We start from the raw sequence: 22,704 nt of genomic DNA, 5'->3' as shown, positions 1-22,704 counted from the left end.
AATGCTCAACCCCTGATTTGCCGCGGGGTCATCGAAGTGGTGGGTCGACCTTCGATAAGGTCGCGAACCTTCTGGCAAATCGGCGCAGCCCGGCCCTGGACAGCTGCGAGGCGAAGGATCTCGCCTTGCAGGCTGTCAATCTCGGTTGGCCTACCGTCCATCAGATCATAGGCCATGGATGTGCGCGCCGAAGGATCAATCGTCAACATCCGGGCGGCTATTCGACTAAACAGCAGGGTCGGCAGGCGCAGGATGAAAGGCGTCATCCAAGCCGGAAGCGGTGTGGTCGAGGCCACGGAAAGACCTGCTGATTTCAGAACCGCATGGGCTTCGGCCATCTGATCGGCCATCAGCTTACGCCATTCCCGATCCAAAAGCTGGTCCTTCAACGTCAGTCCCGACAAGGCATTCAGCGCATTATTGAGGTTGATCAGCAACTTGCCCCATTGCACCGCCTCGATCTGATCGCTTTCAACAACTGGCAGGTTCGGACTGCTCAGCTTTTGCCCCAGCGCGCCGGCACCGCTCTCGATTACAATCTCTCCCGAAGTCGCCCGGTGGAAACTGCCGGGGTCGGTCGGGACCACATTGAACGGAACCATCCCGGCCCGCACGTCCCGCCCCGGCAGGGCCGCGCGCAAAGTCCGGGTGTTTTCCATCCCATTCTGCCACGACAATATTGGCGCTGACGACGGTGCGTATCGCGCGATTAATTCAGCCATCTCGGCCGTCGCCGGGGTTTTGACAGCAACGATGACGGCGTCGGCATCTGCAAGGCAGGCTGGAACTTCGGACAGGGTCAGGTCCGAGACATGTTGCTGCAGACCCGAGAAGTCGGTGACCGTCAGACCTCGGTCCTTGATCGGAGCAAAGATACGCGCACGTCCAAGCAGTGTGACATCGTGGCCGCCCTGAGACAGCAAAGCCCCGCAATAACACCCGATGCTGCCCGCGCCAGCGATCACGATTTTCATGGCGACCCTCCCCTTTCGGTAAAGATCGCCGGGATCGAAGTCGTGGACAAGGCCCCCTGACGCGTCGTCAGCGAGCAAGCCTTGGGCGGCTGCGTTCCAGCTCGGCCGAGATCGGAATGTACTCTTGATCATCGCCGGGCGGCAGGTGGAACGCCCCGTTCGCCCAATCTGCCGTTTTCCATTCCCGTGTCGCGACCTCGATCTTTTCTTTCGAGGACGACACGAAGTTCCACCAGATGTAACGATCCTCGTTCATCGTTGCGCCCCCCAGCAGCATCAGGCGCGCGCCGGTCGGGCCGGCCTTCACAGACAACCGGTCGCCGGGGCGGAACACCATCATGCGGCCCGCATCAAATGTATCATTTGCGATCTCGACCGCGCCTTGGGTGACATAGACCCCTCGGTCCTCATGATCATCTGGCAGGGGAAAGGACGCGCCCGGATCAAGCTGCACATCCAGATAAAACGTTTCGGACAGCATCGTCACAGGGCTGGTCTCGCCATAGGCTGACCCCAGAATCAAGCGAGCGGACACGCCGTGATCCTGGATATGGGGCAGCGCGCCTTGCTTATGATGTTCAAAATCCGGGGCCATATCCTCGTGTTGTTCAGGCAAGGCGATCCAGGTCTGGATGCCGAACAGACTGTGCCGTGTACCGCGAGTCTGGTCGCTTGTCCGCTCGGAATGGGTCACACCGCGCCCGGCCACCATCCAGTTGACCTCACCGGGATAGATCATCTGATGGGTGCCCAGACTGTCGCGATGTTCAAATTCGCCCCGATACAGATAGGTCACAGTGCCTAACCCGATATGAGGGTGCGGACGCACATCGATGCCGCCATCGGTTATGAATTCGGCCGGGCCCATCTGATCGAAGAATATGAACGGCCCCACAAGCTGCCGCTCGACTGAGGGCAAAGCCCGGCGCACCTCGAACCCGCCCAGATCACGCGCGCGAGGAATGATCAACGTCTCAAGAGAGGTGTTTTCGGACATGCATTCGGGGCTGTGGGTCGGATTCCAACTCATTGCTATGCTCCTGCGATCTGTATTTCGTGCATTTTTGCAATGTATAACACATTAATCGGCAATAATATCATCATATACGCACACAATCAGTGCGCTGGCCCCCACCCCCAGTTGATGAGATCAGCTAGCCTGACGAGGCCACAACTGCGGAAAAAACGGCCCCGCGATGCGATCACCCTCGCGATATCCTGCGGCCTCGAACTGTGCGCGTTCGCCTTTGGCCCAGTCCCCACGATACCGGATCACCCCGTCCGGTGCCGTCATTCGCAAAGTAAACCGCCGAACCGTCTGGGTTGGTGTGACCGAGGACAGCCCACCATGCAGAGTTCGCATGTCAAAAAAGATACAATCCCCAAGCGCCATATCCCATTGCAACAGTTCAAAAGCATCTGGGTCCGCGTTTACGTCGGGCGGTGGATGATATGTACGTCCGGCAACTTCGGTCGGTTCATAACTTGGGTGGCCGTCAGCAAAACGAACGCGCATGAACAGTTTGTCCCATAAATGCGAGCCTTTGACGAAGGCAATACCGTTTTCCTTGGTGACGGGTTCAAGCGGCAGCCACAAAACGCACATTGTCCCTTCGAAATCGAAATAGGACAAATCCTGATGAAACGGTGGGCGCGAGGTGGATCCCGCCTCTCGCAGGAACCAGTTGTCCATGACCAGATTGATCGCTTCGGCGTCCAAAAGCTGTGCAGCAAGCGACCCACAGGGCGAGTTATGGACGAAATCCCGGAATTGAGGAATTTTGTTCCAAGCCCAGTAATCCTCGAAATACGCGGGCGCACGCAGGTCTTTGGTATGACGGGCAAAATTGTCGGTCGGGTTGGCCAGATCGGCATCGATCCCGGCGCGCAAAAGATCAAGCCAATTGGTCGAGAACTTGGATCTTAGAACAACTGCCCCATCGCGCTGAAAGGCGGCAATTTCGTCTTGGGTGATACGATCTGTTTGGGTCATGTGGCGGGCCTCATGGGCAACAACATCCTGTAGGTCAGGATTGCAGCCGACTGGCCATCCGTCAAAGGAATTCACAATTCGCAAACACCCCTCGGAATGGATGGCAAGCGTGCTATCTATTATATGGTTGCAGGCTTCAGGAGGTTTCCATGACCCGTTCATCACTCAACCGTCGCTCTCTGATCGCGGGCGGAGGGGCCGTGTTAGCCTCGGGTCTGTTTGTGCCTGCTCGGGCAAAGGGCTTGGCGGCAACACCCTCCATGAGGGGCGGATCCAACAACTATCGCGCGGGCGCGCCGATCGTTGAACGGATCGGAGGCGGCGGGTTCTGGATGACCGGAACTGTACGCCGCGCCGGCGATGGCGCGCCACTGCCCGGTCAGCGCATCCAGATCTGGGCCCATACAACCGAAGGCCATGAACGCGACCCTCAAAGCCACGGGGCCACGTTGACAGATTCCAACGGAGAGTTTCGGCTGGAGATGCCGCAGATTGTGCCTGCATTTGGCCAACCGCATGGCCATCTTGCCTATGACAGCGGTGAATTCAAAACGGTGTTCCTGCGTCCGGTGATGTCCAGCGCGAGGGACAAAACACTTGCCGCACATTTCGTACTTCAACCTGCCTGATACATGCGTCAGATCACGGCGATTTGGGCGGTTCTGATCGCCGTCATTTTCATCCCGGTCATTGCCGCTGGGTTCAGCCCATACCTCGCGTGGCGGGATCCGGTCTATATCGCGGCAGGTTTTGCGGGTGTCGCCTGCCTGAGCCTTTTGTTGTTGCAGCCACTATTGGCCGCAAAAGACTTGCCCGGTCTTACGCCTGTGTTCGGCCGCCATCTGCATCGCTGGGTTGGGATGGCATTGGTCGGCGCGATTGTGATCCACGTCGGAGGATTATGGATCACCAGCCCGCCGGACGTCGTTGATGCCCTCACCTTCACGTCGCCTACGCCATTCTCGGCTTGGGGCGTGATCGCGATGTGGACAGCATTCGCGGCCGCTGCGTTGGGGATATTGCGTCAGCGCACAGCCCTTCGATTTCGAGTCTGGCGATTGACACACACCACGCTGGCATCAGTAACTATCGCAGGCAGCATCATCCACGCGCTACTGATCGAAGGCACGATGGAGATCATGAGCAAGATCATACTCTGCGTTTTGATCTTACTGACGAGCGCGCGAACGCTCGTCAGATTACGCGTCTGGGATGTTTCCAGACGTTAAACGCCCAGACACCAGCGCATGACTGCCTTTTGCGCGTGCAGGCGATTCTCGGCCTCGTCAAAAATCACCGAATTCGGGCCGTCCATGACCTCGGACGTGGCTTCTTCCTCACGGTGGGCAGGCAGGCAGTGCATGAAAAGTGCATCGGGCTTGGCATGGGACATCAGTTCGGGATTGACTTGATAGGGGCGCAGCAGATTGTGGCGACGCTCCTTGGCGGATTGGCTGTCATGCATCGAGACCCAAGTGTCAGCTACCACCAAGTCAGCCCCTTCCACCGCTTTGAACGGATCACGTTCCACAACGATCCGCGACCCCTTCTGACGGGCAAATCCCATAAATTCTTCCTCGGGATCGAACTGCGCAGGGCCAGTGAAGGTCAGGTTGAAGCCGAATTGACCCGCCGCGTGCAGGAACGATGCGCAGACGTTATTGCCGTCGCCGGTCCAGACCACTTTTTTACCCGCGATGGAGCCACGGTGTTCCTCAAAAGTCAGGACGTCGGCCATGATCTGGCAGGGGTGGGTACGATCGGTCAGGCCGTTGATAACGGGCACGTCCGAATATTCAGCCATTTCGGTCAGGATCGTCTCGTCAAATGTACGGATCATGATCATGTCCACATAGCGCGACAGCACGCGGGCGGTGTCGGCGATCGTTTCGCCATGGCCCAGCTGCATATCCTTTCCGGACAGCACCATTGTCTGCCCACCCATCTGGCGCACGCCCACATCAAAAGACACACGTGTCCGGGTCGAGGGTTTTTCAAAGATCAGCGCGACCATACGGTCTTTGAGCGGTTGTTCATCATCCAGCGCCGCTTTAGGCTGCCCAAGGCGCGCCTGTTTCATTGCGCTGGCCTGATCAATCATGCCACGCAGCGCGGCGGCGTCGGTTTTGTGGATATCAAGGAAGTGGTTCATATCATGTCACTTTTTATTCAAGTATCTCTCAGGCCGAGGCCATGTTTGCAGCAACCTGCGCGGCCGCTTTTTCCAGACGGATCACGGCCTGCGCGATGTCGTCCTCGGTCAGGGTCAGCGGTGGCAACAGGCGGATCACGTTGTCGGCGGCAGGCACGGTGATAACTTCGTTGTCATAACCTGCGTTCACCACGTCGATATTGGTGGGCTTACACTTCAGACCCAACATCAGGCCGGCGCCACGCACCTCTTCGAATACATCAGGATGATCGGCGATCAGACCTTCCAGCTTTTGCCGCAGCAGGCCCGCCTTGCGGTTCACACCCTCAAGAAATGCAGGCGTCGATACTTGGTCAATCACCGCGCACCCCACGGCGCAGCCCAGTGGGTTGCCGCCATAGGTCGACCCATGCGTGCCCGCAGTCATGCCATTGGCCGCATCCTCGGTAGCCAGAACGGCACCCAAGGGGAAGCCTCCGCCAATGCCTTTGGCGACCATCATGATATCCGGCGTCACACCTGCCCATTCATGGGCGAACAGCTTGCCGGTGCGGCCAACACCGCATTGCACTTCGTCAAAGATCAGCAACAGGCCGTTGTCGTTGCAAATCTGGCGCAGGGCTTTTAGTTCTGCATCTGGCACGGGACGAATACCGCCCTCACCCTGCACCGGCTCGATCATGATCGCAGCAGTTTGGGCCGTGATTGCGTTGGTCACACCGTCGAGATCGCCGAACGTGACATGTACGAAACCGGGCAGCAGAGGGCCAAAGCCCTTGGTCATCTTCTCGGACCCGGCCGCTGCGATCCCGGCCGAAGACCGACCGTGGAACGAGCCGTCAAAGGTGATGATCTCGACCCGCTCGGGCTGGCCTTTGTCGTAGAAATGCTTGCGCGCCATTTTCACGGCCAACTCGCACGATTCCGTCCCGGAATTGGTGAAGAACACCGTGTCGGCAAAGGTATGTTCAACAAGCTTGTCGGCCAGCGCCTGCTGTTGTGGGATGTGATAAAGGTTCGAGACATGCCACAGCACGTGCGCCTGTTCCGTCAACGCATTGACCAGCGCCGGATGCGCGTGCCCCAGCGCGTTCACCGCGATCCCGGCGCCGAGGTCCAGAAAACGTCGGCCATCCGCCTCGGTCAGCCAAGCGCCTTCACCCTTCACAAAGGTCAGGGGCGCGCGGTTATAGGTCGGCAGAACGGACGGGATCATCGGATCATCCTTTTCGATATGTTAAGCCCCGTGAGTGATACACGAAGGCCCTAGTCGTCAACTGATTTGGTGAGGTTTGCGCGGATTTACAGCGCAATAGATCAAACTGGCCGGTTACGCAGCGATGCGTCGGCGTCGGAGTAACAGAATATGCGCGTTTTTGATCATGCCCGTCGTATAGCGGGGCGCGCCCGGTCAGGGAACCCCAAAATTGCGCACGGCTCAAAATGCGATTGTTGTGTGAAATTGACACTTGTCATTTGACCGAGAGTGCCCCACCGCTTGAGCATGACACCTGCGCGCCACAACCCGCCCCTTGCGGCACTTCTGATCCTTGCCGCCAGTGCGCTGTTGGCAGGAACAACCCTCCTGGCCAAAGCCCTTGGAACCGACGAGCTTGGCCCGCCCCTGCACCCGATGCAGATAAGCCACGGCCGCTTTCTGTTCGCATTTCTGGTGATCGCCTGCACAGTTGGCGTTTTGCGTCCGCGCCTCAGTCGTCCACATTGGGGTCTACATATCGGGCGCACCAGCTTTGGGTGGGTCGGCATCACGCTCATGTTTGCTTCCGTTGCGTATATACCAATCTCGGATGCCACGGCGATCTCGTTCCTGAACCCGGTTTTTGCGATGATCCTGGCCATTCCACTCCTAAAAGAGAGCATTGGCCCCTGGCGCTGGTTCGCCGCCGCCGTCGCTCTGGCCGGGGCTCTCGTTCTGCTGCGCCCTACGCCCGACAGCTTTCAACCTGCAGCCTTGCTGGCGCTGGCAGCTGCGGCATCTATCGGGATGGAACTAATATTCATTAAAAAACTTGCGGGTCGCGAGGTGCCATTGCAGATCCTGCTGATCAACAACGCGATGGGACTAACGATCGCCTCAGTCGCAGTCAGTTTCGTTTTCCGAACGCCTACATCAGAACAATGGGCAGCATTGGCGGGAATCGGCGTGTTGATGGCCTGCGCGCAAGCGTGCTTCGTCAATGGCATGGCACGCGCCGATGCGTCGTTTGTGGCGCCGATCAGCTATGCCACCCTGGTGTTCGCTGCGCTTTACGATTTTACCGTGTTTCGCGTAGTGCCGGATCATATCAGCCTGACCGGCTCTGCCATCATCCTGTTCGGTGGACTGGTGCTGGTCTGGCGCGAGGCGCGTACCGCCCCCCCGATCACGTCAAGGAAAGATCCAAACCGCTGATATCCGTGGCGCGCGGGCTGAGCCAATGCGCGACCTTAGGTGGGTGGACCGGGTCAATTGCATTGACAACAAACTGGCCAATCTGCGCATCCGGGAAATTGTTTCTTAGGTCTGAAAGAGCAACTTCGCGGTATTGGTCAGTCAATACCTCAACAATTTTCAGGACTTGAGCGACAGAAATCGCACCATCTTTTCCAATCTTTGCCCAGAACAGATATTCGGGGCCGTGCTCGGCCTCGGCGGCACGTGTAAAGGCCTGCTCGATTTCGCCAATGGCGTCCTGCGCCGACATCATTTGTTTCTCAGCGAGCTTGGCAGCCAAAGTCAGCAGCGTCCGGTCCGTCTCAAGCGTTATCGTGGTGCCGCCTTCGACAAGAGACGATGAGGTCATTGCGCAAGCTCCACCGCCGGCTTCTGGTTTTGCACAAGCCGCAGGCACATCTTTTCGATTAGCTTGCCGCGCGAATGCAATGGGCGTGCAGGTGTCGGTTGGGTAACGGCCAGATCCGGGAAAAGGAATGCCAGCTCTTCCAAAGCGTCAGGACCCAGCATCTTTAGCGCTTCGCTTCCCGTGTACAGCGACTCGGTGTAGGCGTGTTCAGCAATGACTATCGAATGCTCTTCAAGGACAAAATGAAAGTATTGGACTTCAGTGCAGTCCGCCTGAACGTCGATATCGGGCAGGTGAGTTAGCTTTTTGGCAGGAACCAGCGCCTCCGCGTCGCCCAAAACCCGTTGAGCCACCTTGGATCGCAGCATCAACCGGTGCTGTGGTGACACTTTCAGATCATGATTGGGCATCCCCTGCCCCAGAGCGCCCTGGCGGATCAGAACCGGACGCATGTTCGGATTGGCCAAAAGATCAAACCGATCCAGGGTTCTAGAGCCAATCCACCGGATCGGTTTTGCTTCACCTTCCAACGTCGAAACAAGATCACCGACCCGCAAGTCTTCGACGTTTACATCACCGCGCGGTGTTTTGATCCGCGTGCCGGCGGCAAAACAGACCATAAGCGAAATATTTTCGAGGATGCTGCCAAGGCTGTTGTCATCCCCCCCTTCGGTAAATCGCAAAGTATAGTCGCCTTCGGCGCCAAAATCGAAATTGAACTCTACCCGCGTGAATGACCCGTCAGAAGTGGGCGTCACGGTCTGCGTAAAAATGACGTTGTTATTGGAATCGAGAACTTCGACCAACACAGGATCATCAAAAGGGCCACCGCTGCCGGTTTGACGAGCTGCGATATCAAAGCTCAGTGTTGCGGATTTATTGTCACCAGTGACTGTAAAGGTTTGTTCCGCGACAGAGGTTTCGTTTCGGTTCCCATCCAGTTCCAGAACCAAGTTCGTCGTATCGCCTGTGTTTAGAAACAGGTTTTCGCGGCCAATCTCAATTTCCGTGCCTGTCCATGACCCATAGGATCCGAAAATCTGGAAATTGCTGGCATTCGAAATACCGGGGCTTTCAAAGTCGCCCCCAACAATCAATTCCTGCATATTCAGCCTTTCAGACCGCGCATTGTTATCTGCAACGACCGCCTAACACACAAGCCGTTAACATTTAACCAAATTTTCTCACTTTAAAGGTTTTCCGCTTCTACGATTTCAATCTGTAGCCTGTCCGCAGCATTGTCCACGCCGAACCGCCAATCACGAGCGTAGCCACACCGCAGATCACCACCCCTACCCATACTGGGCTGTCAGAAACCCCGATCATTCCAAAGCGCAATCCGTCGATCAGGTAGAAAATCGGGTTTGCATGGCTGAGGACATTAAGCACTGGTGGCAATGCCTGAACCGAGTAAAACGTGCCTGACAGGAAGGCCAAAGGCGTCACGATGAAGTTGGTAATCGCGGCCATCTGGTCGAACTTGTTGGCAAAAATCCCAGCCAATAAGCCCAAAGCACCCATCAATGCTCCACCGAAGACAACAAATACCAGCGCGATCAGAGGATATTTCGGCACGATTCCCAACACCAAAGCCAGCGCAACGGCCACGATCGATGCGATAAGCACCCCGCGCACGATGGCTCCGGCCAGATAGCCCAGAAGGATTTCCAACGGTGACAGAGGCGGCATGAGGGTGTCAACGATGTTGCCCTGTACTTTAGCAACCATCATCGAAGAGGAAGTATTGGCAAACGCGTTCTGGATCACCGTCATCATCATGATCCCTGGCGCCAGAAAAGTTAAAAACGGTACCCCCATCACTGCTGATCGACTGGGGCCGATGGCAATATTGAAGATCAGCAGAAACAATCCGGCGGTGACCAACGGGGCAAGTAAAGTCTGGGTCCAAACGGACATGAACCTCAGGGTCTCACGTCTGGACAGCGTGTAAAGACCCATCCAGTTGACCCTTCCAAAGCGACGTTCGGTGTGTTCTGCGGGAATCTGCATGCTCTGCCTCTGACCTGATTCGAAGACCGCTTGTAACTCGGGCGGCAGTGATTAAAATAGGGGGCTGAGACGATTTCCCAAGGCGGCCCGAATCCGGGGCCGCTTTCCGCTTTTGAAAGGCAAATGATGTCCTGGACTGACGAGCGTGTAGAGCTGCTTAAAAAGATGTGGGGCGAGGGCCAGTCGGCCAGCCAGATCGCCAAGGAACTGGGCGGTGTGACCCGCAATGCGGTTATTGGCAAGGTCCACCGTCTGGGTCTGTCGAACCGCGCCACCGGAGCCACCCCCGCCAAGGCCGAGCCCAAGGAAAAGCCAGCCCCCGCAGCCCCCAAGGCCGAGGCCAAGCCGAAACCTGCACCAAAGACCGAACCCGCGCGCCCCGCGCCTGCCCCGGCGGCCGAGGCGAAGCCCGCCGTGCCAGCCCGCCGCCAGATCATCCCCGCCGGTCAGCCGCTTCCGCCGCAACCCTCGGCCAATGAGATCAGCCCCGAGGCACTGGCCAAGGTCAACGAGGTCGAGAAAAAGGCCAAGAAGCTAACCTTGATGGAGTTGACCGAGAAGACGTGCAAATGGCCCGTCGGCGACCCCGCGACCGAGGATTTCTGGTTCTGCGGTCTGCCGGTTGAAGCCGGCAAACCCTATTGCGAGGCGCATGTGGGCGTGGCGTTCCAGCCCATGAGTTCACGCCGCGACCGGCGGCGGTGATCGGGAACGACAGAACCCAATTCTGTATTGTGGGATGTGGAAAGGCTTTAGCCGTTTCTCAGACCCTCTTATCGGCAGTTTTGCAAAATCACGGGCTCTTTCGAGGAAGACACCCTCGCAGAAAGCTGCGAGGGTGTTTCAAGTCAAGGCGTCGGACGTGCATGACGCAACTGCCGTTACCAAGTTGGGCAAACACGTGAAACTGACCTGTCTGAGGACAGGTCAAGAACAACACATGGGGATTAGATCAGCGACTTCCAGAAAACGACTTTGTCATCCCCCGCCGCCCAGAAATCCCTGATACGAGCTTCCTCGCTGTAGCCGTTTTTGCGATAGAACACGCGTGTCTTTGCGAACTCGTCTGAACCCGAAGTGTCGGCTATCAAAATGCGTTGTCCACGCTTCTTGAGTTCGACTTCTAGATGCTTAACGATGGCGCCGCCAAAACCTTTACCCTGCTCGGTTGGCAGAATTGCGATGGCGAGCATGTTCCATGCACCTTCGGCAAGTTCCTCGGGGACAGCATAGCAAAACCCAACAGCCTTACTGTTTTTTTCACATGTCAGCCAAATCTCGAGGCCTTGACCGTCGGATAGAAATCCATCCACCATGTCAGGGAGCATTTCACTGGGGTAAAGCTCTGTGCCGTTAAGCACCTCCTGCAAGGCAGCGATATCGTTTTGCTTTGTTAGTCGAATTTTCATTGATTTTCCGTCTTTCTTCGTGCCGCCAATCAAGCAAATACGCGTGATGTGACGGGCGCAAAGCTCATGCATCGGTGATGTTAGTTTGAGCGTTCACGAGCCACGCGAAAATGAAAGCCTAACACTTTCGTGCAGGCACGATTTGGCTTAGTCGTCCTGCATTCAGGACTTAGCGGTTTCCCGCAATCGTAAACATGAAATCTCCACTGCCCAGCTTATGTGCCAAGCGTATAGTAAGGATATCAGTACAGTAGCTTACGAGCAAGGCGAAGTAAGATTGGAATAAACCCCGACATTGAGGTTCCGGTAATCTTGGAGGCACTGGCCCACCTTCAACCTCTCACTGCGCCGGATGTGACGGCAAATCCGGAATCGGCACCCACCCCGGCAGATCATCCGGCGAGACCGAGACATGCAGTCGCTCGGACCGGTCGCGCCCCACTTTTCGGTACTTACGCAGCAGGAAAATCTTGCCCCAGCCGCGCCATGTGCCCACCGACCGCGCCGATTTATCGGTCGGGAACCGCTCGCGCCACCCGTCAGGTAGAGGCAGACCGTGCATCTCGGCCTTGTCCAGCATCCAGATCAGGGAAATGTTGCTGAGCGGACGGGCCTTTTCGAACCCGTTCAACTGGCCGCCGACGTCCCCGTGCGTACCGCGGAACCAGACCTGCTCTACATGACCTTTGAAATCGGGGGTACATTTCCACAAAACCGGTTCGAACACCTCGCGGGTCTCATCCAGCGCCATGGCGTGATAGCCGTGGCGCGTGGCGGGGCCGAGCTGATGGTTGTGGAAGGAATGGCGTTCTTCGGCCCAGCGCCACAGCAGCGGCAGGCGCAGGCCCAGCGCTTTTACCGTGTCCCAGACACCAACCATTTCGATCGCCACATCCTCATGGCAGAAGGCTTGCCGGAATTCAGCCGCCGCCTTGCCGTTGGCGTTGCATTCATAGTGTCGGTAGGCCTGTTTGATGTTCCGCTCGGTCGCGTGTTCGGCCTTGAGCAACCCGATCAAATCGATCACCCCGGCAAGGCTGCGCACGCCGTAGGCTCCGCGCGAATAGCCGATGAAATAAATCCTGTCGCCGGGTTTGTAGCGCGATGCCAGATAGCCATAAGCACGCCTGATCTGGCGGTTGATCCCCCGCCCCATCATCACGTCCAGCGAGGACTTCCAGCTTTCCCACTGCACCCCGGATTCGTAAAAGACAGAAACCTTGCTGCCCATCTCGCAACACAGGCGCAGGGTCTGGCCCGCGTGGGTCTCATACCCCGGTTCCAGCGTCGACATGGTCCCGTCGAGGATAATCACATGGCTGATCGGTTCACGGTGGCGCGACTCGGCTGAGTGTTCGGACCGCAGAGGCCGTCCGAGCCATCCCAGTACCTTTCTACTCAGCCGCGACAGATCCATGCGTCAGCAACTCCCATACTCTTTGAGGTGTGAAAGGCATATCCGCCTGTCGCACCCCGTGATCCCAGAGCGCATCCTGAACCGCATTTGCCACTGCGGCCAGCGCGCCCACGGTGCCTGCCTCACCGCATCCCTTCATACCCATCGGGTTTGAAGTTGACGGAACCGGCGCCGAGGTAAACTTAATCATGGGTATCTCGGCGGCGCGCGGCAAGGCATAGTCCATCAACGAAGCCGTGAGCAGTTGCCCCTGCGCATCATGCACAACACGCTCGGTCAGCGCCTGTCCGATCCCCTGGACCACACCGCCATGTACTTGCCCTTCGGCCAGCATCGGGTTGATAAGGTTACCAAAATCATCGACCACTGTATAGCGGTCGACCCAGGTTTCTCCGGTGTAAGAATCGATGACGATTTCGGCAACATGTGCGCCATTGGGATAGCTGCGCGCATCCAGGTTGGCGCGCGCGTGATGTTGCAGCAGATCAGTACGGCCATCGGCGCGGGCCATATCCGCGGCCTCGGTCAGGGTAGGCGTCAGGTTCGACCCCGACGCGCGAAAGGTTTCGTGATCGAAGGTCACATCGCTCTCCTCCACACCCATCTTATCGGCCAGATAGGGCGTGAATGCGGCGATCATGACGTCGATTGTCGCCAGTGTGGCCGTGCTTTGCACCGTAACGGACCGAGACCCACCAGTACCGCCACCATGAGGAAGTTGATCGCTGTCGCCCTGCACCACATTAATCCGGTCCGCCGAAATCCCGGTCTGATCGGACAAGAAATGGGCATAAACCGTCTCATGCCCCTGCCCGTTCGATTGGGTGCCGACATAGAGGTTCACGGTGCCATCCTCGCAGAACTCCACTTTCGCGTTCTCGGAAGGATCGCCCAAAATACTTTCGATATAGTAACACAGGCCCTGCCCCCGGATCAGGCCGCGTTCGGCATCGGCGGCCTTGCGGGCTGCAAACCCCGCAGTCTGTTCGCCCGCGCGGGAAAGGATCATGTTGAAGTCGCCCACATCATAGGTCTCGCCGGTGGCCGAGGTGTAGGGAAACGCCTCGGGGCGGATGAAGTTCTTGCGGCGCAGCTCCCACGGGTCCACGCCCAGTTCGCGCGCGGCGCGGTCCATCACGCGCTCTAGCACATAAATCGCCTCGGGGCGGCCCGCACCGCGATAGGCATCGACCTGTGTGGTGTTGGTAAAGAACCCTTCGACCCGCAGATAGGTCGTCTGGACGTCGTAGACGCCCATCAAAACCTTGCTAAACAGGCTAGTCTGAATCGCCTGCCCGAAATGGCTGTTATAGGCCCCCAGATTGATCTTGCTGTGAACGCGATAGGCCGTGATCCGGTGATCGGCATCAAAGGCCAGTTCGGCCAGCGAGGTCAGGTCGCGGCCATGATGGTCAGACAGCATCGCCTCGGACCGGTCGGAAATCCAGTGCACGGGTTTTCCCAGCTTCTTCGCTGCAACGGCAGTGCAGAAATACTCCGGGTAGGGCATCACCTTCATACCAAAGCCGCCACCTACATCCGGAGTGGTGACGCGGATGTCTTCAGGCTCAACCCGCAGCTTTTGCGCCAGTTGAGCGCGCATGGCCCAAACCCCCTGTCCGCCATAGGCAAAATGCAAGCGACCATCGACCCAGTTGGCCTGACAGCCGCGCGGCTCGATCGAGGCTATGATGACCCGATTATCCACCACATTGAGCGATACAGTATGCGCCGCAGCCTGAAACGCGGCCTCGGTCGCGGCCTCGTTGCCCAGACCCCAGTCAAATGCGCGATTATCCGACGCTTCGGGGTGCAAGGTCTCTCCGCCCGCGTCCACGTCCAGCTTGGCGGGGCGTTCGTCAATCTCGACCAAGACCAGTTCGGCAGCGTCACGGGCCTGGGCTTGAGTGTCAGCAATAACCACCGCGATCGGTTCCCCAACAAAGCGCACCCGGTCGGTCGACAGCATGTGACGCGCAGGCGCTGCTGCGGGCGAGCCGTCCCGGTTCTTGACCGTCGTCGCATTGATCACGGTGTCAATCCCGGCCTCTTTCAGATCCTCCAGCGTCATCACTAGCCGAACCCCATCAGCTGCGCGCGCCGCGTCCAGATCAAGCGCCGTGATCACCCCATGCGCCACCTGCGAGCGGACAAACACGGCGTGCATGGCACCTTCTGGTACAACATCATCCATGTAGTGCCCCTGCCCGGTTAGAAACCTCTGATCCTCGGTCCGTTTGACGGGCTGGCTTCTGCCGAATTTTTCCATGGGGCGACCCTCCTGCGCGGTTCCGAAGGCGACCGTAGCCCGCGTGTGGGCGATGTCCAGAAAAAGACAGGGGTTTGGACTTTAAGTTCTGCGGGATTCCGATAGCCTCAGACCCCATGACCTGGACACATGATACCGTTTTCCCTTTCTCTGCCGCGATGACGAGCGGCAAGACCGCAACCCATGACGTTTATGCCGGGGGCGAAGGCCCACCCATCCTGATCCTGCAGGAATTGCCCGGAATCGGACCGGAAACGCTGGATCTGGCCAAACGCCTGAACGGGGCGGGGTTTCGTGTCTACCTGCCGCATATGTTCGGCACCTATGGCAAAGTCACGATGGGCCGCAACATGGCCCGACTGTTCTGCGTCCGGCGCGAGTTCAACATGTTCCTCAAAGGCCGCCAAAGCCCCATCGCAGGCTGGATGCGGTCGTTGGCGGCCGAGATAAAGTCCCGTGACAACGCAGCAGGCGTGGGTGTCATCGGTATGTGCCTGACCGGCAGCTTCGCTCTGACCCTGATGGCCGAGGACGCGGTTCTGGGCGGCGTCGCCAGCCAGCCCGCCTTACCGATCTTTGGCGGCGATAAGCTGCAAATGAGCCCCGATGACATCGCACAAGCCCGTGCGGGCATGGTCGCCAAAGGCACGGGGCTTGCAATGCGTTATGCGGATGACAAGCTGGCCCCGAAACGGCTGATGTGTGCTCTGCAAGACGCCTTTGGTGACGACCTTGAAACGCAGGAATATGAGGGCAAGGATCACTCTCTGCTGACGCTGGATTTCCACGAACCGGCCTATCAGAGGGTGCAGGATTACTTCCGTGCCCGATTTGCACAGGCCGGATAGCACACGCACCCTTCCCCTTCCCGCCTCCATTCGCTATTGCAATCGCTGACCCGAGATTGATGACGCAGGACGCACCCCATGGCGATGGAAAAGACATTCAACGCGGCCGAGGCCGAGGCCCGCATCTACGAGGCCTGGGAACAGGCCGGAGCCTTCAAGGCAGGCGCGAACCGCTCGCGCGACGAAAGCTTTACCATCATGATCCCGCCGCCCAACGTGACGGGCGCTTTGCACGTGGGCCACGCGTTCAACAACACCCTGCAAGACATCCTGACCCGCTGGCACCGGATGCGCGGGTTCGACACGCTGTGGCAGCCTGGTCAGGACCACGCCGGCATCGCCACGCAGATGCAGGTGGAAAAGATGCTGGCCGCCACCCAGCAGCCGGGACGTCGTGAGCTGGGGCGCGAGGCGTTTCTCGACAAGGTCTGGGAATGGAAGGGCGAATACGGCGGCACGATCATCGAACAGCTGAAGCGTCTGGGCTCCTCCTGCGACTGGTCGCGCAACGCCTTCACCATGGCGGGCGCACCGCGTGATCCGCGCACAGGCCACGAAAATTCTGCGAATTTTCACGACGCGGTCATCAAGGTTTTCGTCGATATGTACGAAAAGGGCCTGATCTATCGCGGCAAGCGGTTGGTCAACTGGGACCCGCATTTCGAGACTGCGATCTCGGATTTGGAAGTCGAGAACATCGAGACACCGGGCCACATGTGGCACTTCAAATACCCGCTGGCCGGGGGCGAGACCTATACCTATGTCGAAAAGGACGAGGACGGGAACGTCGTCCTTGAGGAAGAGCGCGACTATATCTCGATCGCCACGACCCGCCCCGAAACCATGCTGGGAGACGGCGCGGTTGCGGTTCATCCGTCGGATGAGCGTTACGCCCCAATCATCGGGAAACTCTGCGAAATCCCGGTTGGCCCGAAAGAACATCGCCGCCAGATTCCGATCATCACCGATGAGTATCCCGATCCTGATTTCGGCTCGGGCGCGGTAAAGATCACCGGCGCGCATGACTTCAACGACAACATGGTCGCCAAGCGCGGCGGCATTCCGATGTACCGCCTGATGGACACCAAAGGCGCGATGCGGGCCGATGGCGCGACTTATGCCGATGAGGCCGACAAGGCACAGGAATACGCGCGTGGTCGCGAATTCACCGAGAACGAGATCGACGCGATCAACCTGATCCCCGATCACCTGCGCGGCCTCGATCGGTTCGAAGCGCGTGCGAAAGTCGTCGAAGAAATCACCGCCGACGGTCTGGCCGTGATGACCCGCGCCGATGATCCGCGTCTGGGCACCAAGCTGGGCGAGGATGACGACCCGGCGGCGCTGGTCCCTCTGGTCGAGAGCAAACCGATCATGCAGCCCTTCGGCGACCGCTCGAAAGTCGTTATCGAGCCGATGTTCACTGACCAGTGGTTCGTCGACGCCGAAAAGGTAGTCGGCCCTGCGCTGGATGCGGTCAAGGACGGCACGGTCAAGATCATCCCGGAGTCGGGCGAAAAGATCTATTACCACTGGCTCGAAAACATCGAGCCCTGGTGCATCTCGCGTCAGCTGTGGTGGGGCCATCAGATTCCGGTTTGGTATGGGCTCGATCTGTCGGCCGAGAACTTCAAGGATGACGAAAACGACGGCAACCTTGATCTGGTCGAATTGGGCCGTTTGCTGAACGAAGGCGGCATGCTGCATCGTGGCAATGTCATGGAATGTGCCGCAAGCCTTGAGGCCGTCACTGAAAAATTCCTCGACGACAACGCTAACATTCCTAGCCCTTTGAGCCACGCGACGGTCATCGAAGTCGTAGACAAGCATGAAGCGATCCATCAGTTCGCCGAAAGTCTTGCCCAATACGCGGTCGAACAAGACCCAACCAAGCTGGTCTATCCGGTGTGGCGCGACCCCGATGTCCTCGACACGTGGTTCTCCTCCGGCCTCTGGCCCATCGGCACGCTGGGCTGGCCCGAGCAGACCGAGGAATTGGAGCGCTACTTCCCCACCGACGTTCTGATCACAGGCGCGGATATCCTGTTTTTCTGGGTCGCCCGGATGATGATGATGCAACTGGCCGTGGTGAACGAAATCCCGTTTCACACCGTCTACCTGCACTCGCTCGTCCGCGACGAGAAGGGCAAGAAGATGTCCAAGACCACCGGCAACGTCATCGACCCGCTAGAGATCGTGGACGAATTCGGTGCCGACGCGCTGCGCTTCACCAACGCCTCGATGGCGGCCATCGGCGGCGTCCTGAAACTGTCCCGCGACCGCATCACCGGCTATCGCAACTTCGGCACCAAGCTGTGGAACGCCGTCCGCTTTGCCGAGATGAACGAGGTCTTCACCGACAACGTCCCGCAACTGGACGTGGCCGACCTGAAACCCAAAGCCGCCGTGAACCGCTGGATCATCGGCGAAACCGCCCGCGTGCGGGCCGAGGTTGACGCGGCACTGGAAAGCTACCGCTTCAACGACGCCGCGAACGGGCTTTATGCCTTTGTCTGGGGCAAGGTCTGCGACTGGTACGTGGAGCTGTCGAAACCCCTGCTGCAAGGCGACGACGCCGAGGCGCAGGCCGAAACCCGCGCCACCATGCGCTGGGTTTTGGATCAGTGCATGGTCCTGCTGCACCCGATCATGCCGTTCATCACCGAGGAACTCTGGGGGCTGACCGCCGACCGCGCGAAAATGGTCGTCCACGCCGACTGGCCGACCTATGGCACCGAACTGGTCGATGCCGATGCGGATCGTGAGATGAACTGGGTGATCTCGGTCATCGAAAACACCCGCTCGGCCCGTGCCCAGATGCGGGTTCCGGCAGGGCTTTACGTGCCGATGCTGGTGACGGAAATCGACGCCCATGGCCAAGCCGCATGGGACCGCAACGAGGCGTTGATCAAGCGTCTGGCCCGGATCGACAGCCTGACCAAGGCCGATGAACTGCCCAAAGGCACCATCTCGATCGCCGCTCCCGGGGCCTCTTTCGGCCTACCGTTGGCCGATATCATCGACATTGGTGCCGAAAAGGAACGGCTGGAGAAAGCCAAGGGTAAACTGGCCAAGGAGTTGGGCGGTCTGCGCGGACGTTTGAACAACCCCAAATTCGTGGCCTCGGCCCCGGAAGAGGTGGTTGAGGAAGCCAAAGCCAACCTAGCCGCCCGCGAGGAAGAAGAGGCCAAGCTGAACGAGGCGCTGGCCCGTCTGGCCGAGATCGCCTGATCTTCAGGCATATACACTAAAGCAGACCCCGCCCCTTTGGCGGGGTTTTCTTTTGCCATCAAAGGGCTTGCCGCGTGGTTCAAAGGCTTGTTAGCTCTGGCACATGACAACGCCCGAGGCCCAGATGACACGCGCAGCCCCTCCGCTCCAGACCGTCTCGACCGGGTTGGTCGTCGCGATTGTCGGCTTTTTCAGTTCCTTCCCAATCGTGCTGCAAGGGCTGGCCGCGATGGGGGCATCGGCGGCGCAATCCGCGTCCGGTTTGATGATGGCGGCGATTGCGATGGGGCTGACGGCAATCGGGTTAAGCCTGTGGTACCGGCAGCCGATCAGCGTAGCCTGGTCCACGCCGGGCGCTGCGCTGCTGGCCGTATCCGCCATGCCCGCCGCCGGATTTGCCGAGGCCACGGGGGCCTTCCTGTGTGCAGGCGCGTTGACGGTACTAGCAGGGCTTTGGAGACCCTTGGGCCGGTTCGCCGCCGCGATCCCCACAACACTGGCGCAGGCGATGCTGGGCGGCGTGTTGCTGCCGTTGTGTATCGTCCCATTCAAAGCCGCTGTCGAGTTGCCCTGGCAGGCGCTGCCCGTGATCCTGACATGGTTCATCGCCGGTCGGATCAACCGCCTGTTTGCCGTGCCGGCAGCTGTGGTGGCCGCAGCGATCATGGTCATCCTGAACGCGGGTGAGGCATCGGTAGCGCCAGCGCAATGGGTGTCGGCCCCGGTGTGGACGATGCCCACAGTCTCGCTGGCCTCGGTCATCGGAATCGGCATCCCGCTTTTCATCGTCACTATGGCCACCCAGAACATCCCCGGCATCGCGGTGATGCGCAGCTTTGGCTATGACCCCGCATCGGGTCGGTTTTTTTCGTCCGTTGGCGCGTCCAGCATCCTGTCTGCACCGTTTGGCGCTCCGGCCACTTGTCTGGCTGCGATCACCGCTGCAATGTGTTCGAACGAGGATAGTCACCCCGATCCTACCCAACGCTATTGGTCGGCAGTGATGGCGGGCGTGTTCTATTGCATCTTCGGCGTGTTCGCTGTGGCCATAACCGGCTTTGCCTTACACGCTGATCCGCTGCTGATGGGCACCCTGACCGGCATTGCGCTGATCGGAGTGCTGGCCAACGCCACCGCCGCCGCACTGGAGGTTCCGACCGAGCGCGAGGCCGCTATTCTGACATTTGCGATCACGGCCTCGGGTATCTCGGTCTTTGGTCTGGGGGCAGCGGTTTGGGGCTTGCTGGCCGGGGGGCTCGCCTATCTGGTGTCGAACCGCATCCGCTAGCGCTTTGCCTTACTCTGACCTATTATCAGCCCATGTTTGGATCGTTTGGAAAACTCATTGAACGCCAGATCAGGAAGGCGCAAGCCGAAGGGCAATTGCAGGGCCTTGAGGGGGAAGGCAAACCTCTGCCTGATCGTTCGTCCGATGCGCAGTGCGATCCAGCCATCGCAGCTGGTCGCAGGATTATGGCACAGGCGGGTGTTCTGCCCCAGGAATTTGCGATCAAGAAAGACCTCGATACCGCCCGCAAGGACTATGCCAAGCTGACCGATCCGAAGGCCCGCAAGCGGGCGATGGCGCGCATCGCAGATCTGGAAATGCGCTATAACATGGCCCGCGATGCGCGACGCACCTTCATGCGGTGATCACTTGAAGACCGGCTTGCGGCCTTGCATCCGGGCTGCGATGACCTCCATCTGCTCGGGCTTGCCGATCAACTCCACCTGTTCTGAGGATTCGGCCAAAAGCACCTCGGCACGTGGTTGAGTTTCGGCCAAGTCGATCAGGCGCTTTGCGGCGCGCACGGCTGAGGGGCTTTGCCCGGCGATGTTTTCAGCCAGCGCAATCGCTTCGGTCAGCGGGTCATCTGAAAGCTTGGTTACCAGTCCCCATTCCTCCGCCTGCGCCGCGCTGATGGGTCGCGCAGTATAGGTCAGCAGGCGCAGCACATCCGTACGCACCAGTTTGGGCAGCAACACCATCCCCCCCATGTCGGGAATAATGCCCCATTTCATCTCCATCACCGCCAGTTTGGTGTCGGGATGGGCAATCCGGATATCTGCGCCTAGCGCGATCTGCAAACCACCACCATAGGCCACGCCCTGGACCGCACAGATCACCGGCATAGGTAAGCGCCGCCAGATCAAAGCGAGTTCCTGCATCTCATTCGCGTCTTCATGGCTGCGTGTCATCAACCATTCCGACGGATCCATATGCGCCATCTTGGCAAAACTTGCCATGTCCAACCCGGCGCAAAAGCTTTTGCCTTCACCCGACAGGACTACCGCCCTCGCGTCCGAGGCGGCCACTTCCTGACCCGCGTTCAGGATGGCTTTGATCATCGCATCATCCAACGCGTTCATCTTGTCGCCGCGTGTCAGCGTAACGTGGGCGATATGATCTTTGTATTCGACGGATACGCGTGACATGCGGGCCTCTCAATTCAGGTTTGCACAACAATGCCCCGAAGGATCGTCAAGTTCCAGATCAACGTGGGGGCAGGTCTGATGCAGACATCCGACCGAACCACGGCGAATCCAGCGTCATGACATAAAAATCCTCCCCCACAACCCGGCCACCGGTCGTGATACCCAGCCGCCCCCCCGGATCTTGTAGGTTCTGAAGAATGTTTCCTTCACCGTCGAACTGAATCAGCATTCCCCTGTGAATCGGTGCCGGCCTTACCATTGGCCCAAGTCGCCAGATCACCTTGCGCAGAAATGGATAGGGCATAAGCGCCTCGGTTGGCACGCGCGGACTGGCGAACGCCATCCAGTAGGTCCCGTCGCCCTGCGCCTCGATATTGTCCGGATAGCCCGGCAGGTTATCCAACAGAACCTCGCGCTGGCCGGATTTCGGACCCTGTAGCCACAGCTTGTGGACGCGCGCGCGACCGGTTTCGGCGATCAGCAGAAAGTCTTCGTCCGGGGAGAGGGCGACCCCGTTGGTATAGACAAACCCCTCAGCCACTTTCTCGGTGCTGCCGTCAGGATTGCGTCGGGCCACATAGCCTGTATCCGACTGCTCCCAGATGGTCAGTACCGAGGTTGGCTTGGTGCCGCCCATTGTCTCGGGGTCGAACCGATCGGAAGAATTCGAGAAATAGACCGTGCCGTCCTGCGCCACATCCAGCTGATTGGCATAAACCACCGGCGCACCCGCAATCTCGGAAACCAGCGTTTCCAGCGTACCGGGGCCGGTCCAGCGCATCAGGCCACGGAAACTGTCGGCAATGTAAAGCACCCCATCCGGTCCGGCCTTCAGCCCCAGCGGGCGACCGCCAAGATCATCCACTTTTTCAGGCGTGTTTCCATCAATGCGGTACAGCGCACCGGACAACGCAGTCGTGTAGATCGCGCCATCTCCCGTGATTGCAAGGTCTTCAGGGCCCTCTGCATCTTCGGGCAGGCGGATCAGCTCCAGCTTGTCCAGCGCGTTATTTTCCACGAATTCGCCGGAAAATTCCGGGGCTTTTGGGGGCTCCCATGCAACGGGATCAACATCAACCGGCCAGAATACCAGATAGGCAAGCCCGATCAGAATCAGGCCGTATACGATGCGCATGAATGTTCCTCCCGCTGCCTTGCAAG

General features: G+C 58.8%; 21 protein-coding genes. 8 read left to right on the top strand and 13 right to left on the bottom strand.

Annotated elements, in window-relative coordinates:
* Nucleotides 1-5: 5 nt before the first annotated feature.
* The 3 genes from GOW48_RS11655 to GOW48_RS11645 form a co-directional block, all read right to left on the bottom strand.
* Nucleotides 6-974, bottom strand: coding sequence for a 2-dehydropantoate 2-reductase (locus tag GOW48_RS11655; RefSeq protein WP_170753851.1), 969 nt, complete (start codon nucleotides 972-974; stop codon nucleotides 6-8).
* Nucleotides 975-1,041: 67 nt separating this feature from the next.
* Entirely contained in the window at nucleotides 1,042-2,004 is a 963-nt protein-coding gene (locus GOW48_RS11650) for a pirin family protein (RefSeq protein WP_170753849.1), read from the bottom strand.
* A 120-nt stretch (nucleotides 2,005-2,124) separates the two neighbouring features.
* Nucleotides 2,125-2,967 (bottom strand): phytanoyl-CoA dioxygenase family protein, encoded by an 843-nt coding sequence (locus tag GOW48_RS11645; RefSeq protein WP_170753847.1) that lies wholly within the window; start codon nucleotides 2,965-2,967, stop codon nucleotides 2,125-2,127.
* Between the two features lie 149 nt (nucleotides 2,968-3,116).
* Between GOW48_RS11645 and GOW48_RS11640 the strand changes: the two genes are divergently transcribed.
* Entirely contained in the window at nucleotides 3,117-3,596 is a 480-nt protein-coding gene (locus GOW48_RS11640; RefSeq protein WP_170753845.1) for a peptidase associated/transthyretin-like domain-containing protein, read from the top strand.
* A 3-nt stretch (nucleotides 3,597-3,599) separates the two neighbouring features.
* Nucleotides 3,600-4,196, top strand: coding sequence for a ferric reductase-like transmembrane domain-containing protein (locus GOW48_RS11635; protein ID WP_170753843.1), 597 nt, complete (start codon nucleotides 3,600-3,602; stop codon nucleotides 4,194-4,196).
* Here GOW48_RS11635 and argF read toward each other — a convergent pair.
* Together argF and GOW48_RS11625 are read right to left on the bottom strand one after the other, a co-directional pair.
* Nucleotides 4,193-5,119, bottom strand: coding sequence for an ornithine carbamoyltransferase (argF, locus tag GOW48_RS11630; protein WP_170753840.1), 927 nt, complete (start codon nucleotides 5,117-5,119; stop codon nucleotides 4,193-4,195). The genes GOW48_RS11635 and argF overlap by 4 nt on opposite strands.
* A gap of 28 nt (nucleotides 5,120-5,147) precedes the next feature.
* Nucleotides 5,148-6,335, bottom strand: coding sequence for an aspartate aminotransferase family protein (locus GOW48_RS11625; RefSeq protein WP_170753837.1), 1,188 nt, complete (start codon nucleotides 6,333-6,335; stop codon nucleotides 5,148-5,150).
* Nucleotides 6,336-6,623: 288 nt separating this feature from the next.
* On the opposite strand from GOW48_RS11625, the gene GOW48_RS11620 reads away from it, so the two are divergent.
* The gene (locus GOW48_RS11620; protein ID WP_170753992.1) at nucleotides 6,624-7,532 is read left to right on the top strand and encodes a DMT family transporter; all 909 of its coding nucleotides are present in this window, start codon (nucleotides 6,624-6,626) and stop codon (nucleotides 7,530-7,532) included.
* Here GOW48_RS11620 and GOW48_RS11615 read toward each other — a convergent pair.
* The 3 genes from GOW48_RS11615 to GOW48_RS11605 all read right to left on the bottom strand — a co-directional run bounded on the left by GOW48_RS11615 (nucleotide 7,504) and on the right by GOW48_RS11605 (nucleotide 9,933).
* On the bottom strand, nucleotides 7,504-7,923 hold the full coding sequence (locus GOW48_RS11615; protein ID WP_170753834.1) for a NusA N-terminal domain-containing protein: 420 nt from the start codon (nucleotides 7,921-7,923) through the stop codon (nucleotides 7,504-7,506). The two genes, GOW48_RS11620 and GOW48_RS11615, sit on opposite strands and share 29 nt — an antisense overlap.
* Nucleotides 7,920-9,029, bottom strand: coding sequence for a Hint domain-containing protein (locus tag GOW48_RS22430; protein WP_234899445.1), 1,110 nt, complete (start codon nucleotides 9,027-9,029; stop codon nucleotides 7,920-7,922). Before GOW48_RS22430 ends, GOW48_RS11615 begins: the two co-directional genes overlap by 4 nt.
* Before the next feature lie 100 nt (nucleotides 9,030-9,129).
* Nucleotides 9,130-9,933 (bottom strand): ABC transporter permease, encoded by an 804-nt coding sequence (locus tag GOW48_RS11605; protein ID WP_170354988.1) that lies wholly within the window; start codon nucleotides 9,931-9,933, stop codon nucleotides 9,130-9,132.
* A 126-nt stretch (nucleotides 9,934-10,059) separates the two neighbouring features.
* Here GOW48_RS11605 and GOW48_RS11600 point away from each other — a divergent pair, with 126 nt between their 5' ends.
* Entirely contained in the window at nucleotides 10,060-10,638 is a 579-nt protein-coding gene (locus GOW48_RS11600; protein WP_170354987.1) for a GcrA family cell cycle regulator, read from the top strand.
* 242 nt (nucleotides 10,639-10,880) lie between these two features.
* Here GOW48_RS11600 and GOW48_RS11595 read toward each other — a convergent pair whose 3' ends face one another.
* The 3 genes from GOW48_RS11595 to GOW48_RS11585 form a co-directional block, all read right to left on the bottom strand.
* Nucleotides 10,881-11,342: a GNAT family N-acetyltransferase gene (locus tag GOW48_RS11595; RefSeq protein ID WP_170753990.1), complete on the bottom strand. Its 462-nt coding sequence runs from the start codon at nucleotides 11,340-11,342 to the stop codon at nucleotides 10,881-10,883.
* Between the two features lie 340 nt (nucleotides 11,343-11,682).
* Nucleotides 11,683-12,759 (bottom strand): DUF2235 domain-containing protein, encoded by a 1,077-nt coding sequence (locus GOW48_RS11590; RefSeq protein ID WP_170753832.1) that lies wholly within the window; start codon nucleotides 12,757-12,759, stop codon nucleotides 11,683-11,685.
* Nucleotides 12,737-15,028, bottom strand: coding sequence for a xanthine dehydrogenase family protein molybdopterin-binding subunit (locus GOW48_RS11585; protein ID WP_170753830.1), 2,292 nt, complete (start codon nucleotides 15,026-15,028; stop codon nucleotides 12,737-12,739). The genes GOW48_RS11590 and GOW48_RS11585 overlap by 23 nt, the downstream gene beginning before the upstream one ends.
* Nucleotides 15,029-15,144: 116 nt before the next feature.
* Here GOW48_RS11585 and GOW48_RS11580 point away from each other — a divergent pair, with 116 nt between their 5' ends.
* The 4 genes from GOW48_RS11580 to GOW48_RS11565 all read left to right on the top strand — a co-directional run bounded on the left by GOW48_RS11580 (nucleotide 15,145) and on the right by GOW48_RS11565 (nucleotide 20,760).
* Complete coding sequence (locus GOW48_RS11580; protein WP_170753828.1) at nucleotides 15,145-15,876, top strand: dienelactone hydrolase family protein; 732 nt, start codon at nucleotides 15,145-15,147, stop codon at nucleotides 15,874-15,876.
* A 78-nt stretch (nucleotides 15,877-15,954) separates the two neighbouring features.
* Nucleotides 15,955-19,107, top strand: a complete 3,153-nt coding sequence (locus tag GOW48_RS11575; protein ID WP_170753826.1) for a valine--tRNA ligase — start codon at nucleotides 15,955-15,957, stop codon at nucleotides 19,105-19,107.
* Nucleotides 19,108-19,231: 124 nt separating this feature from the next.
* Complete coding sequence (locus GOW48_RS11570) at nucleotides 19,232-20,395, top strand: benzoate/H(+) symporter BenE family transporter (RefSeq protein WP_170753965.1); 1,164 nt, start codon at nucleotides 19,232-19,234, stop codon at nucleotides 20,393-20,395.
* Nucleotides 20,396-20,427: 32 nt separating this feature from the next.
* The gene (locus tag GOW48_RS11565; protein ID WP_170753824.1) at nucleotides 20,428-20,760 is read left to right on the top strand and encodes a DnaJ family domain-containing protein; all 333 of its coding nucleotides are present in this window, start codon (nucleotides 20,428-20,430) and stop codon (nucleotides 20,758-20,760) included.
* On the opposite strand, the gene GOW48_RS11560 is transcribed toward GOW48_RS11565, so the two are convergent.
* On the bottom strand, nucleotides 20,761-21,543 hold the full coding sequence (locus tag GOW48_RS11560; protein ID WP_170753822.1) for a crotonase/enoyl-CoA hydratase family protein: 783 nt from the start codon (nucleotides 21,541-21,543) through the stop codon (nucleotides 20,761-20,763).
* 58 nt (nucleotides 21,544-21,601) lie between these two features.
* Nucleotides 21,602-22,678, bottom strand: a complete 1,077-nt coding sequence (locus GOW48_RS11555; RefSeq protein WP_170753819.1) for an SMP-30/gluconolactonase/LRE family protein — start codon at nucleotides 22,676-22,678, stop codon at nucleotides 21,602-21,604.
* Nucleotides 22,679-22,704: the final 26 nt, after the last annotated feature.

The sequence above is a fragment of the Ruegeria lacuscaerulensis genome, from assembly GCF_013033355.1.
Classification (GTDB): domain Bacteria; phylum Pseudomonadota; class Alphaproteobacteria; order Rhodobacterales; family Rhodobacteraceae; genus Ruegeria; species Ruegeria lacuscaerulensis_A.
Note: the sequence above shows the minus strand (reverse complement) of the source record. Positions and strands in the feature narration are given on the sequence as shown.